Here is a 16,273-nt window from a genome sequence, read left to right as displayed (position 1 = left end):
AAGGTAGGGACGCATGAATCTCCGTATTCGTTTGGAGAATGGGTGGGAGAAAGAAATCCGCCTGACGCAGCCCCTGACTTCATTCGGAACCCATGTGGGGTGCGACGTTCCGTTAGCAGGACCGGATATTCTTCCGCTTCATTTCCAGATAAAAAATCAGGACGGACGATTCTCCCTGATCCCGTTTTCAGATCGACTCAGCGTGACGCGTTCCGGAAAAGCGCTTCCTTTCGCTCCACATCGTGAAATACCGCTTTGTCCCGGCGATACGCTTCAGGTCGACAATACGCAGCTTTATCTTGAAGCTGAAAAGGCCGCTATCGGGCGGCGTTTTTCTTTAATTGCGGTGATTCCGGCGATCCTGCTCCTGTTTGGCGGCGTTTGGGCGCTTTTTCTCAGGGATCACCGTTCTCCAAACGACGCGCCGGTTTCAGCTTTGGTATCCGCAACGGCAGTCCCTTCGTTTTCGAAGACGGTTCCTGCAACCGCGACCGTCGCGGCGACGCGGCGGCCAATTTCGCTTCGACTCGACAGCGAGGAGACGGGGCCGAATACTTATCTGTTAAAATGGGAGGTTGACGCCCCGAAGGACGCGCGCGTCCTTCTGATTATCGGTTCGGAAACGCAGCCTCTCGATCCAGCGCGGTTCCGGAGCGAAGAAACGCTTCGGCTTACCGCTGATACGGAAATTGAGTTGACCGCGGAGGACGGCGCGGTCGAGAGATCGGAGCGTCTTCGCCTGAATTATCGGAAGCGCGACCCGCGGATTGTGAAGTTCATCGTCTGGCTTCAGAAGCCGGATGGGACGGCTTCTGAAAAAATCGCCGAGCTCTTTCCGGATCGGAGGATCGAGGACGCGTATCGCGTTCAGGAGTATCGAAATGCTGCGTTGCCGGCGGGTTCGCGATTATTAATCGAATGGGACGTACGGGACGCGGATTCAGTTACGATCTCGCCGCTTTCGGACCGGCTTCTGCCTCATGCAGGGGCTTTTTCTTATCTCCCGACGCAGCCGGTTAATTTCAATTTGACCGCGTTCAGCGACGGGAACCGGATCGACGCGTCGATTCCAATTCGCATGGGAACGACGGTCGGTGTCTCGTCGTGGAGCGGGGCTCAGTCTACGCAATCACCCCAGCGGACGCCGGCTTCGGCGAAGATGAAAATCGATTTTTTCAGCGCGAATCCGGCAATGCTCGATCAAAGTGGTGAAACGACCGTGGCATGGTCCGTCAGCGGTCCGTATACTCAGATTCGAATTATTGATCAGGATCAGCGGCTGTTGGCGTTCGATTTGCCGGCGGTGGGGTTGCGGAGGCTGTCGATTTCGGAAACTACGACGCTGATGCTGCAGGTTGAAAACGGGAGCGAGACGGCGGCGAAAACAGAAACGGTTCGGGTCCGGGCGAATGACGACGGGATGCGGACGGCGACGCTCAGTCTTCGGACGATTTTTCCGGATCGCCCGGCTTATACCGTCGGCGACCGGATTCTGGTCGGCGTCGCGTTTCAAGGCGTCGCTGTTAATCAGTCCCCGCCGACGGGGTCGATCCTGATCAGCGACGGGGTTTCGTTCTGCGTGATGACGCTGCCTCGGGAGAGCTGCGAGCTATTGCTTCGCGCGGACGGCGAACGCGATTTCACGATTCGTTACAGCGGCGATCGGATCTACCATCCGACATCCGCAGATTTTAATCTTAACGTTCTTCCGTTCGAGCGGAAGCCGGTTCGGTTGACGCTGTCGACGTATCGAGGTCAGACGGTTTTTACCCCTGGCGAGAAAATCCGTCTTCAGGCCGAAGTTCAGCCTGCCGAGGTGACGGGAACGCTTTTTTTCAGCGACGGGGCGCGGAATTGTCTGGCGACGCTGCCGAGAAATACATGTGAATTGGTCGCGCCCGATCCCGGGAGCGTGACCGTCAGCGTCCAGTACAGCGGCGACGACGTATACCTGAACGCGCGTCAGGAAATGACGCTGATCAGCTCGCCGATCGAGCCGAGCGCGACGGCGCTGCCGATTCGGACCGCGCTGACGATTCGTCAGCTTTTCCCCGAAAAGAGCGAATATTTCGTCGGCGACACGGTCGACGTGACGGTCTCGCTGACGAACGACGCCGGACGCGAAGGAGCGTACCGGAACCGGGTCAGGGTCAGCGACGGCGTTTCTGAATGCACCTTTCTTCCCAATACGACGAACCATTGCTCGCTGCGATTGATCCGGGCGCAGCTCGGCGAGTTGACGGCGGCGTACGGCGGGGACGAGACGTTTTCTTCCGCAATTTCAGCGCCGCTGCCGATAACGGTGCGCGCGGGATCCATGCCGACGGCAACGCAGGAAGGCCCGGCGAAAATCGCGACATCGCTGGCGATTACCCGGCTGTATCCCGATCGGAGCGCTTACACCGTCGGCGACACGGTCGAGGTTTATATTTCGCTGACCAACGCGGCAGGCCTCGACGATTCAACCGTGCGTCGGATCCGGGTCAGCGACGGTATTTCCGACTGCACCGTGCAGCCGAATACGACGAATCATTGTTCTCTGCGGCTGATTGCCGTGGGAGAGGGACGGCTGACCGCCGCTTTTCCGGGCGACGATCGGTTCCTGCCGTCGTCTGCCGACCGTGAAATCAGCGTCCATCCGGCGGCGAAAATTCAGACGCAGACGCAGATCCTGACGATCGATCCGGCTAAGGACGCGTATGAACTGAATGAAACCGTTTTCGTTTCCGTTTCCGTTCGTCCGCTCGCCCCGTCCGGAGGAAAATCGCTTTCCGGTACGGTCTCTTTGCATGCCGGGAATCAGCGTTGCGAACTGACGCTTCCGGCGCAGTCTGGCTGCGCGTTGACGCTCAGCGACCCGAATACGACCGAAATAATCGCGGTTTACAGCGGCGACAATGATTTTGAATCGTCCGAATCCATTCCCCATCCGATTCGTTTGCGCATAATGGAAATGGCGTTGGAACTGCTCGCGGAAGGCTATGGCGGCGGCTGCGATCAGGGGACGGTCGACCTTTCGTTGCCGGTTCCGATGCGTCCGATCCAGACTGGAGAAACAGTTACGCAGGGGTTCATTTTAGACGAACGTTTTCAGATCGGGCGGGGCCTCTACGTCGACGCCGTGGTTGAGCATCTGTCAGGGCTTTTCTCCGCGCCATGGGGAACGTTCAGCGCCAGACTTTGTCCCTCGATTGCACCGGATCAGTGCGTCGATTCGGCCGATGTCTCTGCGCTGCCGGACGGAACGGGGGAAAACCGGCTCACGGCGCGGCTGAAACTTCCGGCGCTGAAACTCGCCGGACGCTACGAGCTGACCGTAACGTTTATCGCGTCTGACTCCGCGCTGGGGCGGATCCGAACGCGCGCGGAAGTCGACGCGATTCAGCCTGGGAACCTGATTCTCGTTCCGGCGGAGGGCGTTATCGATTGGACTGGAAATCGGGTCCGGTGGGACGCCAGGATCGCCGCGCCGGACAGGGACCAGACTTTCCGCTTTGACCTGTTTCTGGTTCGCGATCGATTGAACCGCTGCGCGGTCCCGCTCGACGAATCGTTCCCGGCGCCTTCGTTTCAGACGATCGATATATCCGTTTCCGAGGGCGTCCCCGGCGCGGCTGGCCCGGACGCAGCATGGCAGGCGGCGATTCGCGATCAAGGCGTTCCTGAGAACGATTTGCGCCGTATGCAGCCGAACCGGATGAATTGGTATGGCGACCGCTGTCACGCGGCGATCGCGGACGGTTCATGGCGGATTGACTGCCAGCAGGTGGGGCTGACCGAGCCCAGCCGGCTGACGTTTTCAGGTGGGATTGACGATCCGAATTATCAGGCGTCCGCGGAGGCTAAATTTCCGATCGACGTTGGCTTGAAGAAGTATGTCGTGACGATTATCCCGTCGGCGGGCTGGAACGCGTTGGCGCCGGGCGAGGTTTATTGGCTTAACGCCGCGGGCGCGGATTTCAACGTTTGGGCCGGGCGCGACTGCGACGATCCGACGACGCGCGGGTACCAGACTTCCAACACGCGGATCCCTGAGAATCGGCGCCTGACGGTCCGGGCGAAGCTGCTTTCGCGGGCGCGGTCGACAGACCTTGAATTGGCCGGTGCGGATGGAGCGCTTTCGCTTGAATCTGGAAATGGAACCGGGTGGGAATATCTGGATACGTATCAGGGCGTTTGCGGATCGTGTACGCCCAAGGTGATGATGGATTTTGACTGGATCGTGAATGAAGGATGCGCCGAGGAGGGCGGAGCGGTCCGAATTCTTCAGCCGGACGGAAAGCTGTTCGGTGGGCATCTCTGCGAGAATAACGAATATAAGCAGATCGGTATCCGGTCTGATTTTTGCCAGCTGCGGTTCGAGCAGGTCGGGGCACTCCGATTCAGGATCGCCGAATCCGAGACGCAGCTCGAAGCGCAGACCGAATTCGTATCCGGACGGGACCAGGGGGCCGCGGTCGAAACAGGCGTGGAGCCGACGGATTTTGCAGTGGACGGTTGGGATGAGCCGGTGACGGCGCTGGCGTTGCCGCCGGTGGAAGCGATCGCGCTTTCGCAAGAAATCAGCGCGACCGGACTCGGCGACCCGATTTCAGTTGGATCCGACGCGCTCTTTACGTTCCGCGTCAGCGCAGTTCCGCCGCAGCTCGGAATCAGCGAAGGCCTGAGCGAGATCGTTTCGATCCATGCGCCGGGATTTCAGGCGGCTGACGCAGAGGGGACCTGTTCCGATCTGGACGGCATGCCGTGGACGGCGGCCGGAGAAGGTACGTGGGAAAAAAGCTGCGGAGTGCGCTGGACAGGTATCCGCGCGTTATCGGACGGCGAGCGTGAGATTCGGATGACGATCCGGGACGCGCGGTTTATTTCGGCGGACGGCGAAGACGTGTCTTCCGCGGTTTTTCATCTTCCCGCCGAAATCGCTCGAAGGCCGGTGACGCTGACGTCGGACGGAACGCTTCCATCGGTTCGATTCAGCGGTGAACCACTTCGCTGGCGGATTTATATCGCGAGCGAAGGGCAACCTCTTCTATCCGGAACGATTCGGGCGATTGCGAACAAAACAGTCCCGTTCGATTGTGAAGCGGAGGCGGAACCGGGCTGGGTGGGCTGCGTTCTGGAAGAGGCGGTCCCCGGCGATTCGGTTCAGCTTCGCGCTGAGTTCTCCGGGGGCGATCTTTATTCGGATGTGGCGATCGTGAGTCCCCCGATCGTTCAGCAGCGATACCCGTTGTCCGCGGAAAAAACGATTGACGGAATGGACAATCTTGCGCCGTATATAATTATTTTGCCGGACCTTCCCCCCGAAGATGGGGTTCCCGTTTCGGCGGAAATCGGACGCGCTTTTCTGGATCGGACTTTTTTCGATGCATTCCAGATTTGGGACGCGCTGCTGCTTTCGGATGCTGACTTGAGTGGGAGCTGCCTGGGGGCGCAGGACGAAGGATTCGTTCTTGAAGCGATCCTGGAGACGGGCGCGGGCGAACGGCGCTTATCGTTTCCCTGCGAAGGAGGAGCCGTGTTAACGGATGGGATTACGTGCGAAAGCGATTGGCTTTCGGCGGCGGAGCTCGATCCGGAGACGGTTCGGTCGCTGGTATCGCTGACGCTTCGGTTCGCCGGCGACGCATGCTTCGTCCCGTTCGAACTGGCGTTCCTGGACGAACCGCTTCCGACGGCGGATATCGTCATGAGCGAAACGTCGTTAACCGTTGACGGTTTTGAGCTCGCGATCGATCCGACCGCCGATTGGGAATCGCTGACGGTTTACTGTGATCAGCCGGACATGTCGATGCGCTGTCGTGTGGACGGGGTGGAAGCTGAGTGCTGGGGGCTGGAAGCGCCGCTGCCGTTGGCGGATTCGGCGCTGAAAATCGAGGCCGACGGTGCGATTGCGCCGGATTGCCGATGGCTTGGGACCGATCGTTCCGGGCGGACGTTCCTCGGCGTTCCCTGAGAAAATGGGATGGGTCTTTTTTCGCGCGATGACGGGTTCAGGCGGAGAAACTGGATTCATGCGGGCGCGCAGTCTCTCGGGACTGACGGCGAAAAGCCTGGTTCAGGGATAGATTAGGAGTCTCAAGACGATATGGTCATTCGTGAATTTGGACAGGAGCACCCGCGGCATCTGCTTTTCTTTCCGGGGAGCGCGGAGCCGTGGATCTATTTTCGTCCTTCCGTGGAGCTGCTGGCGGCGCGGTTCCATGTGATGCTGTTGATCCCGGACGGACACGATCCGGAATATCCGGGCGATTTCATTTCCGTGGAAAAGACAGTTGATCAGGCGATCGCGTGGATGAAGGAGCGTCGGATCGATCATCTGGACGCGGTTTACGGCCTCAGCTTTGGCGGCGGCATGGTGATCCGGATGCTGGCGACGCGGGCGATGCCTGTGGATAAGGCGATTATTGACGCGGGAACAGCGCCGTATCGGTATCCGAAGTGGATCTGCAAACTGATCTGCGTGCGGGATTTCCTGATGATGAAGCTGTGTATCGCCTCGATAAAATTCATGGAGATGATGTTCCCGCCGGAACGGTTTACGATGCCGGGGCATGACGCCGGGAAAGAGTATCGGGAGCTGCAAGCTTATTTGAAGACCTACAGCGACAAAACCATCTGGAACATTTTCTGGTCCGCGAATAACTATGAGGTGCCGAAGACAGCGCCGGAGATGGATACGAAGATCCAGTTCTGGGTTGGCACGGATGAATGGGGTTCCAGGTACAGAGATCTGGATTGGACGAAGAAATATCTTCCGCAGCTGGAGGTCGTAAAAATTCCGCGCATGATGCATGGTGAATTTGTCCTGATTCATCCACAGGAATTCGTTGACCAGGCGCTGGGATTCTTAGACGAAAGATGATTCAGAAAATACCGCTCCTTTTTCGTCGTGCGACCCGTTCGCAGGCCAAATCGCGCTCAAAAAAATACGATATAATCTCAACGGATGTACCTTTGTATACCCGTGATGGAAAGGAAGCTGCATGAAAAATCGAAGCATATCGTTTATTTTAGCGTCGCTTTTTATTCTGAGCGTTTTCGTTTTGACCGGCTGCCAGTCGCGCGTCTCGGACTCCGGACGTACGCAAATGACGTTTGGAACAAATATTGATAATAAAATTTATAACCTGGATGTCACGATGCTGGGGAATCCTCAGAGCAATTTGGAAACGAACGCCGTCTCGACCGAACGTCAATACAGCGATATCTACGGGTATGGGAATATGCGCCTGTGGCAGGACGGAAAAGGGCTTGTATTGGTTCATGTCAACAGTATTTCCCCGTCGTTGAAGTATATTCAGCCGGATACCGACGTTGTTTTGAAGACGACTGATTTGAAAATCATGGCGATTGAACCGGGGTATCGTTTCCGGATTAAGTGCCGCAGCGATTTTGAACCGATTGCGTCGCTGAAGGATAACGAGATGATTTCCAGCGATTATGATACGTACGAGCTGGATTTCTGCCGTATGGTGGATCCGAATATTGTCTACAGCGAAGCTGCTGATTGAGTGCCGGTATAATGATTATCTGTGGCCTGACGGCGCGCATGGGCTCCGGGATTAAATGAAACGCAGACCGTTTTTTTACCAGCGCGTCGTTTTCATGTTGGCGCTGGCGATTGGGTTGAGCGGCTGTTCGAGGATCATTTCTGATCTGACGGGCGCGCCGGCGATCGCTCCCACGCCGGATTTTTCGGAAACGATGTACTGGCTGGTCGACGACGCGACGATGCGAATGTCGACGCAGCTGGCGTATGGGCTGGACCGGCGATTTGAAACGGCGATCGCGTCGCTCGGCGGCGTTCGAGCTGCGGAGACGCCGCTCTCAACGGCTGGGGATGACGCGGGGACGCATGAGATGAAAATCGACGTGACGTCCGTCCCCGACGCGATCCGCACGAAGCAGGCGGCGGCCAGCCGTGGAATCGATACCGGGTTGGATTGCGAGAACCAGATGACGTTTGTCGCGGACGTGACGGTTCCGGATTTTACCGCTGTCAGGTTGGGAAAACCGTTTACGAAAACCTGGCGCGTCCGTAATACGGGGACTTGCGAATGGAACGAGGGATACGCGATCGTTTTTGATATGGGCGACAGTATGGCGGCGGCGGAGCGGACGAATCTTCCTTCAGGAACGGTCGTTCCGCCGGGCGAGACGATTGAATTATCTGTGTACATGACCGCGCCGGAAAAGCGCGGCGAGTACGCGGGATATTGGAAATTAGAAGACAGCACCGGGCGGCGTTTCGGAACTGGAACGGACAGCAGCAAGGCGCTCTGGGTGAAAGTGGAGGTGGAATGAATCGACAGGCACGATGGTTGGTTCTGATGGCGACGGCGGTTTCGGCGGCGGTCTGCGGATGTATTGCGAATCCGCCGACGGAGCGGGATATGCAGGCAACGGTCGACGCGGCGGTTCTCGAAAAAGAAACGCAACTCGAAACGAAGGCTGCGGCGGACCGGGACATTCTTTTAACGCAGATCGCTGGAGAGTTCATCATACAGCTGGATCAGCTGCGATCAGATCTGTCTTCGGCGGGAGGACCGTCCTCCGCAGGGGACGACGCGATATCCGGGATACTTGAGCCGACCGCGCCGTATTGGATCGCGACGCCGACGCTCTCGCTCAGCGCTGGCCTGTCCGCAAGCCAGCCGATCCCAACGGTTGGGTCCGGCGGCATTTCGGGCGCAACGGCCGTTTCCGGGGAGTGCGTGGATCGGTTTGAGTTTTTATCGGATGTGACGTTCCCGGACGGAACGATGACGCTTCCGAATACGCGCTTCGATAAAACCTGGTACATTCGCAACAGCGGGACCTGCGACATGACGAGGCAATACAAAATTATCTATATCAGCGGGAGCGAGGTCGCGGCGGCGAAAGAATTCCCGCTTTTCACGGAGGACAAGCTCCTTCGTCCCGGCGAATCCACGCCGATTTCCGTTCCGTTAACCGCGCCGGAAACCAAGGGCAAGTATTCGACGACCTGGGGGCTGAAAAATCCGGGAGGGAAGATTTACGGTTCGGGAAGCGCCGGGAACGTTTACCTGACGTCGGTTTTTCAGGTCGGAAGTCAATATAATTTCTACGAGAATCTGAGCGGGGCGATCTGCCGGGATGATATCGGGTTGTTCTTCTGCGGCAGCAGCGATCGGAGTTCTGGGCGCGGAGCGGCTTATTACAACGCCTCGCCAACGATGGAGAGTAATTACGCGGGAGGACCGTCGATCCTGATCGCGCCGCCGGCGGCCGAAAACGGAACGACGCGGGTTTCGTTCGGTCCGGTTCGCGTGACGCGCGGAACGTGGCTGCGCTCTGCCGTTTCCTGCCCGCCCAACTCGCCGCACTGCGACGCGTTTGTCCGTCTCCTGATCGCTCCGAACGGCGGAACGGAGCAGTTTGTCGCGGAGACGCATGAAACGAACGATGGGCTGACGTCGGAATGGAATACGAATCTGAGCGATTTCGGTTATCATGATCAGGATCTGACGATTATTTTCGAAGTGCAGGCGAACGGCGGCGTGACTTCGGACGATTTGATTATTTTCATGAATCCGCGTCTGACGGATATTCCGCCGAGATAGAAACCGTTCGCGGTTTTGCGAACGCGATCTCCGGAGTTGGTTTTGATCTGGCTGCATGGTCGCAGCGGGCGGCCGATATCTTACGTTATACCCGTCAGTCGCCGGAACTTTTTCGTTTCGGAATGCGTCTGACTCTTATAGGAGATAGAAATCTAACCTCTCATGATAGACTATAATTAATCAACCGGAAATATTTACGGAGGGACTATGAGACGCTATTCTTTCGGATTTATGCTGTTGATCGCCGTCGTGCCGCTGTTTCTGATTGGCGGATGTACCCATCGGCCGAACAATCAGCTCATCTATACCGAAGCCGCCATAACGATCGCAGCGCAGCTGACGCAGACGTCCGCGGCTTTCTCTCCGACGCCGGAACCGACGATGACGCCGCTGCCGACCGAGACACTGGCGCCGACCGAAGCGCCGATGGTTTTGCCGACGCTGTCGATCGTTCTTCCCCCGACGGAAGCGGCGGCCGCGCCGCCAGCCCAGTCCGATCCGGTTGAGAATCCGTATAAAGCCGAAGTTGTCGCGATCGGGCCCAGTCCGAACCAGTTTCTTCCGGGACAGCATTTTACCTGGACGATTTCGCTGAAAAATATCGGGACCGCAACCTGGTCTGGGAAATATTCGCTTTCTTATAGCAGCGGTATCCAGCTGGCCAACCAGAGCAGCGTCGCGATCGATACGGTGACCGCTCCGGGCGGGGTTATGACGCTGAGTATTCCCGCGACTGCGCCGAACGAATACGGGACGCATAAGTCGGAATGGAAGTTCTCGCGTCCCGACGGCGTCGCCTTCTTCTATATCTATTACAACGCTATTGTTGGAGACAAGACGTTTATTACGACAGAACCGGGAAGCAGCGCAACCTCGACGCCGAATACGCTTGAATGGATGTGCTCGGATCCCGACCGTTCGAATATTCAGCGATCGGGCTGCGACGAATACTGCCGTAATAACGCGTACACGATGTCGCTGCGGAATAAAAACTGTTATTCCTACGGCGTTCAAATCCTGCCTTAATATGAATGGAGAAAGAGACTCACTTATGATCATACCAACTCATAAAACCCGATGGATTGTCTGTCTGGTCGCGTTCGTAACGATTCTGAATCTGGCCGGGTGCGCGAATACGCCGGACGGCGTGAGCGTCCGCGAATCCGAAACCGCGTTTGTTGACATGCTGAATCAAACGTCGACGGCGCTTTCGATCCCGCCCACCGAAACGTTTACCGAGCTTCCTCCCACGGCGGAGTTTACCGCGACCGTCCGCGTTCTCCCAACGCAGCTTCGTTACCCGGCTCCGACCGCTACCGCTGCGGCGACGGTCGCGGCGGTAGCGCCTGCGGCTGGCGGGTCGGGGAACAGGGCTGAGCTGATCTCTATGGTCCCGAACAATCAGCAGACCGCGCGTGTCAGTCAGGCTTTCCAATTGACGTTTACGCTGAAAAATACCGGGACGACCGTCTGGACGCCGAATTATAAGGTCGTGCATGTCGGCGGAACGAAAATGTCGGCGACGGACGCCGCGCCGCTTAATGGAAACGTTGGTAACGGGCAGACCGGGACGGCGACGTTCTACATGACCGCGCCGAAGGATAAAGGGACCTATACGCAGAATTTCAACTTCATCGATCCCTGGAACGCGGTGATCCTGCCGCTGAGCCTGACGATCGTCGCGGGCGATTCAGGAACCATTCCGCAGATCGGGACGCTGACGCCGACGATTACGGTGACGCGGACCGGCACTCCGATGGGGCATTTCGAATATATGTGCAGCGATCCTGCCCGTTCAATTCAGCAGGGTCAGGGCTGCGATACGTTTTGTCAGGTGTCGTTCCCGCAGCGGCTGAACTGTTACGTGATGGGCGTCCTGAACCCGACCGCGACGTCGACGATCGCGGCGACCCCGACGCCGGTTCCTGCGACACCAACCACGGTGCCGCCAACGAATACGCTGGAACCAACGCCAATAGATACGCCGGAACCAATGCCAACGGATCCGCCGGAACCAACGCCAACGGAACCGTCGGAACCAATGCCAACGGATCCGCCGGAACCAACGCCAGCGGAACCGTCGGAACCGGATCCCGGAAGCTCCGGCGGATAGGCCGTCGGCACGTGTCAATACAGAAACGCATTATACAGAAAAGGTGATCATGAAAAAATTCTATGACGTACTCATGTTTGGGCATTTCGCCAAGGATATCCTGATCGTTGACGATAACGAGCGCGAAAGTCCCGGCGGGGCGGTCTACTATGGAAGCGCCGTCCTTCGCCGCCTGGGCTTATCCGTCGGCGTCTTCACGCGCGGGGCTGAAGAGGATTTTCATTATTTAGACGAGCTCCTCGATCTGGGGATCGATATCACGGCGCAGGCTGCGGATGAATCCTCCGGCTGCGTCAATATTTATCAGTCCGCGGACATGGAACGGCGTATCTGCAAGCTGAACGGGTTCGCCGGCGAAATTCCGCTCGAATCGATTCCGGAAGATTTATCGGCGAAAGTTATCATGATCACGCCGATCATCGCGGGCGAAATCACGCTTCCGACGCTGATTGAGCTGGCGAAACGCGCGCCGATCGCGCTCGACGTTCAGGGATTCGTCCGCGTTCCCGAAGGAAAAGACCTGAATTTCCGTCCGTGGCCCGACATGGTCGAAGGCTTAAAACATGTCACGTATCTTAAGGTCGACCGCGCTGAAGCGGAGCATCTTACCGGACAGACCGACCTCGAAGAGGCTGCACGTATTCTCGCCGGATATGGGCCCAAAGAAATTATCCTGACGCAGTCGGACGGCGTCCTCGTTTACGCCGACGGGCAATTCTATCGCGGTCCGTTTACCCCGCGCTCGCTGGACGGAAGAACCGGCCGCGGCGACACCTGCATCACGTCATACGTCGGCGCGCGGCTGACCCATTCGCCGGCTGAGGCGGCGCGGATCGCCGGAATCGTAACTACGATGAAGCAGGAGAAACACGGTCCCTGGGACGGAACGATCGATCCTGAACGCTTCGATCCGACGGTTGTTTATGGCGCGGCTGGGCCGTTTGACGCCGCCGCTTCTGAACGCGGAACGCTCGATATCGTTCGTCTTTCGACGAAAGAAACCGGGCGAGCGGACGCCGGAAACGCTTCGGTTCCCGAAGCCAGTCGCGCTGAATCGTCGATCCCGAAATATACGCCTAATCTTGAGCGAATTTCGTACGCAATTCCCGACCGGACGGACGAAGCGAGCCCGTCGTTTCTCGAAAAAAGGCCTGGGGACTCCGATAATAAGCCGATGATCTGGATTCTGGCTGCTGCGGCGCTGCTGGTTCTGGCGATGCTGTGCGGCTGTCTGGCGCTTTATCTGATCAGCCGCCATTGAGGATCAGCTTATCGTAAGGGCGGGTCGTTTGATCCGCCTTTTTTTATATCCGAACGAAATTTGCCCTTGTGGTTTTTTTGAATCTGCTTATAATTAAAAATGTTCCGCTATCTGATACGATGTCCTATAAATCGGAACGATCGGCTCGACCGGAGGCCGCATGGATCATTCGTTTGTTCGAAGGATATTTTCTATTCTCGATATTTTTTCCGCCGCTAAGCCGGAAATCGGTGTGCGCGAGGCTGCGCGCCTGATCGATCTTTCGCCGAGTACCTGCGGCCGGCTTTTTTCGATTCTCCGGGACGAAGGCGTCCTTAAACAGGATCCCTTTTCCAAACAGTACCGGCTCTCCGGAAGAGTTCTGCACTGGGCGAATTCGTATCGATCCGGTTCCCCGCTGAACGATCTGGCGCTGCCGTACATGCGGACGCTTTTTGAACAGACGGACGAGACCGTCTCGCTTTACCGGCTTGAAGCGGACCATCGTATCTGCATCCATCAGCTCGAAAGCGGGCGCAGCGTCCGGATCGTTGAATCCGTCGGACAGGCGTTCGAGCTCTATATCGGATCGGGTGGGCGGGCGATTCTGGCTTATTTACCCGAGGACCGGGCAGAATCGATCCTGCGAAGCGTGGAAGGACGGACCGGCGTATCGGTCGATCGGGAGAGACTCCGGCGGCAGCTTCAATCGGTTCGGGACCATGGATACGCCGTCAGTCATGGCGAGTCGACGGCGGACGCTTCAGGCGTCGCGATTCCCGTTTTCGGCGATAACGGCGAACCGATCGGCTCGATCTCTGTCTCTGGTCCGACGAGCCGTTTCGAAAACGCCGCACGGCTGAACGAAATCGTTAAAGCGCTCGAAAAAGTCCGTCGCGACCTGTCTCCATGCAGCGGCCAGCCGGTACTCCGGATGATTCACTCAGGAAAAGGAGAAATACAAAATGACGCTTGAAGCTAAAATCAGGGAAAAAATCCAGCTCCGTCGCGAACGGATCGATTGTCTTAAGCGCGAACACGGCGATTTTGTTATCTCGAACGTTACCGTTGAGCAGATTTATTCCGGAATCCGCGGCGTTCCGATCCAGGTCAGCGATATTTCTTACGTTGACCCGGAAAAGGGTGTTCGCTATCAGGGCTATACCGTCGACGAATGTATCAACCTGCTCCCCAATCCGGAAGACTCACGGTTTCCCTATATCGGCGGGTTATATTATTTACTGATGACCGGGGAGCTTTCGACCGTGGCGCGAGCGGTCGAAATCGAGGAGGATTGGCGGGCGCGTTCCGAGGTCCCCGACGTCGTTTTTAACGTTATCGACGCGTTCCCGGACGGGGCCGCTGCGATGGCGATGTTTTCCGCGGCGCTGTTGTCGATGTCGTCCGGGTCAAAGTTCGCGGCGCAGTACGCCGACGGTATGGATAAAAAGGAGCATTGGATTCCCATGCTGGACGACAGCATGGACCTGATCGCCCGCGCGCCGGAAATTTGTGCTTATATTTACAATAAAAAATACCGGAACCATGAGCATATCAAACCGGACCCCGGGTTGGATTATGCCGCCAACTTTGCGCATATGGTCGGGCTGGATGATCCGCAGGTTTACGACCTGCTGCGGATGACGCTGTTGCTGCTGGCCGATCATGAAAACGCCAATGTCTCGGCGCACACAGCCCATCTCGTCGGTTCGGCGCTGTCGGATATTTATTTAGCGTGTTCCGCGGGGCTGAACGGGTTGGCCGGCCCGCTGCATGGACTGGCGAATCAGGAATGCTTTAAATATATTCAGGAGGTCTGCGACCGGTTCCAGGGGGTTCCCGATGAGGATTCGCTGACCGCGTATCTTCAGCAAACGCTTTCGTCCGGGCGGGTCATTCCGGGCTATGGGCACGCGGTCCTTCGCAGTATTGATCCGCGGTTCGCCGTCGAATATAAATTCGGGAAAGCGACGGCCGCCGACGATCCATACTTCCAAACCGCCAAAGCGATTTTTAAAACTGCACCGGCGATCTTAAAAGCGACCGGGAAAGTCAAAAATCCATGGCCAAACGTCGACGCCCTGACTGGCGTTCTCTTCAACCATTTTGGGCTGACGCATTCAAGTTTCTATACCGTTCTATTTGGATTGAGCCGCTTGATGGGGTTTACCTGCCATATCGTTTGGGCGCGCGCGGTCAATAAACCGATCGAACGTCCGAAAGCGCTGACGACGCGGATTCTCGAAGCCATGGTCTCCGAACAGAATCTGGAAAACCTGATCCGGTGAATCCTTGCGAACCGGGAAGCGCCGGGCGGCTCAGGATCGGACCAGTCCTGCGCTGACGGCCAGTTCCTGAATCTGCTGCGTCATGATCTGGCGTTTTTCCAGCTGCGCCTGGACCTTGAGCTCGTCGATCAGCGCGGAGGTATTTTCTCGCGCTTCGTCGAGCAGCCGGAAACGCGCCTGATTTTCGGCTGCGATCGATTCCAGTAGGTACTGGTACGCCTCGATCGTCGTCAGGTCCCGTCGGAGCTCTTCCGCGATCCGTTCCGGGTCGCCTTCGATCAGCGGGAGCCAGCCTGAATTTTTCGGCTTTTCCGAGCCTTCCGCGCTTTCCCGATCGCGCGTGGATCCCTCCGGCGCGGGCTCAATTTCAAACGGCGGGGGCGGAGACGATTCCGGTTCGTTTGCGCGGCTCAGGTACGGCGTGATCTCCGGACGATAGGCGCCGGAACTTGTTCGGCGATAGGAAATCAGCTCGACCGTGCGAACGTCGCGCTTTTCGAACCGCGCTGACCAGTCCTGGACGCGTTCATGCAGCGCGCGATAGATTGGCGTGCCATTCTGGCTCAGCGCGCCCATCGCGCGAAAGGCGAATGAGGCCGATTTCAGCCTCGTCAGCATCCTGGTCCCGAAAACCTCGATTTCGACCTGCCCCGCGCTTTCGGTTTGGAGCCGTCGGTTCAGGACCTCTGATAACGCGCGGTCATACCCGCCGCAGAGTCCCGATTCGCTCCCGAAAACGACCAGCAGCGTTGGCCTCGACACGGCGCTCCCGATTGTGGTTGCGTTTTCCTCCTCGCTTTTTTCAGCTCTTTTCCGCGAACGCTCTGATACCGCTTCGACCGCGGCCAGCGAATCGGTAAAGCCGGACCGGTAATCCGCTAACCGTTCCAGCCGGTTCAAAGAAGATTGAACCGTCCGCAGCGCCAATATTCGCATCGCGGCGATCAGCGGTTCCAGTTTCTGTAAATTATCCAGCCGCTGAAGCGTGCGTTCTAACCCATCCGCCATGGATCGCCGTTTCCCTCCCTTTCTCTGAAAATCCTGA

At 57.5% G+C, this 16,273-nt stretch carries 11 protein-coding genes; 10 read left to right on the top strand and 1 reads right to left on the bottom strand.

Annotated elements, in window-relative coordinates:
* Positions 1–13 precede the first annotated feature (13 nt).
* From BEQ56_09660 to BEQ56_09615, 10 genes are all read left to right on the top strand, one after another.
* Positions 14–5,956, top strand: coding sequence for a hypothetical protein (locus tag BEQ56_09660; protein AOH43717.1), 5,943 nt, complete (start codon positions 14–16; stop codon positions 5,954–5,956).
* A 132-nt stretch (positions 5,957–6,088) separates the two neighbouring features.
* Positions 6,089–6,865: a hypothetical protein gene (locus BEQ56_09655; GenBank protein ID AOH43716.1), complete on the top strand. Its 777-nt coding sequence runs from the start codon at positions 6,089–6,091 to the stop codon at positions 6,863–6,865.
* Between the two features lie 121 nt (positions 6,866–6,986).
* The gene (locus tag BEQ56_09650) at positions 6,987–7,514 is read left to right on the top strand and encodes a hypothetical protein (GenBank protein AOH43715.1); all 528 of its coding nucleotides are present in this window, start codon (positions 6,987–6,989) and stop codon (positions 7,512–7,514) included.
* 55 nt (positions 7,515–7,569) lie between these two features.
* Positions 7,570–8,307, top strand: coding sequence for a hypothetical protein (locus BEQ56_09645; GenBank protein AOH43714.1), 738 nt, complete (start codon positions 7,570–7,572; stop codon positions 8,305–8,307).
* A gap of 17 nt (positions 8,308–8,324) precedes the next feature.
* Positions 8,325–9,587, top strand: a complete 1,263-nt coding sequence (locus tag BEQ56_09640; GenBank protein AOH43713.1) for a hypothetical protein — start codon at positions 8,325–8,327, stop codon at positions 9,585–9,587.
* A gap of 207 nt (positions 9,588–9,794) precedes the next feature.
* On the top strand, positions 9,795–10,613 hold the full coding sequence (locus BEQ56_09635; protein ID AOH43712.1) for a hypothetical protein: 819 nt from the start codon (positions 9,795–9,797) through the stop codon (positions 10,611–10,613).
* A 25-nt stretch (positions 10,614–10,638) separates the two neighbouring features.
* A complete protein-coding gene (locus tag BEQ56_09630; protein AOH43711.1) occupies positions 10,639–11,700 on the top strand; it encodes a hypothetical protein in 1,062 nt (353 codons plus the stop codon).
* A 49-nt stretch (positions 11,701–11,749) separates the two neighbouring features.
* Positions 11,750–12,961, top strand: coding sequence for a hypothetical protein (locus tag BEQ56_09625; GenBank protein AOH43710.1), 1,212 nt, complete (start codon positions 11,750–11,752; stop codon positions 12,959–12,961).
* A 160-nt stretch (positions 12,962–13,121) separates the two neighbouring features.
* Entirely contained in the window at positions 13,122–13,916 is a 795-nt protein-coding gene (locus BEQ56_09620) for a hypothetical protein (protein ID AOH43709.1), read from the top strand.
* Positions 13,906–15,228: a hypothetical protein gene (locus BEQ56_09615; protein ID AOH43708.1), complete on the top strand. Its 1,323-nt coding sequence runs from the start codon at positions 13,906–13,908 to the stop codon at positions 15,226–15,228. The genes BEQ56_09620 and BEQ56_09615 overlap by 11 nt, the downstream gene beginning before the upstream one ends.
* Positions 15,229–15,258: 30 nt before the next feature.
* On the opposite strand, the gene BEQ56_09610 is transcribed toward BEQ56_09615, so the two are convergent.
* On the bottom strand, positions 15,259–16,236 hold the full coding sequence (locus BEQ56_09610; GenBank protein AOH43707.1) for a hypothetical protein: 978 nt from the start codon (positions 16,234–16,236) through the stop codon (positions 15,259–15,261).
* Positions 16,237–16,273: the final 37 nt, after the last annotated feature.

The sequence above is a fragment of the Anaerolineaceae bacterium oral taxon 439 genome (assembly GCA_001717545.1).
Taxonomy (GTDB): Bacteria; Chloroflexota; Anaerolineae; order Anaerolineales; family Anaerolineaceae; genus Flexilinea.
This window is presented reverse-complemented; position numbering and strand designations above follow the sequence as displayed.

What these genes read in the sequence shown, in the direction of transcription:
- BEQ56_09660 (AOH43717.1), top strand. Translation starts at nt 14, where the DNA reads ATGAATCTCCGTATTCGTTTGGAGAATGGGTGGGAGAAAGAAATCCGC.
- BEQ56_09655 (AOH43716.1), top strand. Translation starts at nt 6,089, where the DNA reads ATGGTCATTCGTGAATTTGGACAGGAGCACCCGCGGCATCTGCTTTTC.
- BEQ56_09650 (AOH43715.1), top strand. Translation starts at nt 6,987, where the DNA reads ATGAAAAATCGAAGCATATCGTTTATTTTAGCGTCGCTTTTTATTCTG.
- BEQ56_09645 (AOH43714.1), top strand. Translation starts at nt 7,570, where the DNA reads ATGAAACGCAGACCGTTTTTTTACCAGCGCGTCGTTTTCATGTTGGCG.
- BEQ56_09635 (AOH43712.1), top strand. Translation starts at nt 9,795, where the DNA reads ATGAGACGCTATTCTTTCGGATTTATGCTGTTGATCGCCGTCGTGCCG.
- BEQ56_09630 (AOH43711.1), top strand. Translation starts at nt 10,639, where the DNA reads ATGATCATACCAACTCATAAAACCCGATGGATTGTCTGTCTGGTCGCG.
- BEQ56_09625 (AOH43710.1), top strand. Translation starts at nt 11,750, where the DNA reads ATGAAAAAATTCTATGACGTACTCATGTTTGGGCATTTCGCCAAGGAT.
- BEQ56_09620 (AOH43709.1), top strand. Translation starts at nt 13,122, where the DNA reads ATGGATCATTCGTTTGTTCGAAGGATATTTTCTATTCTCGATATTTTT.
- BEQ56_09615 (AOH43708.1), top strand. Translation starts at nt 13,906, where the DNA reads ATGACGCTTGAAGCTAAAATCAGGGAAAAAATCCAGCTCCGTCGCGAA.
- BEQ56_09610 (AOH43707.1), bottom strand. Translation starts at nt 16,236, where the DNA reads ATGGCGGATGGGTTAGAACGCACGCTTCAGCGGCTGGATAATTTACAG.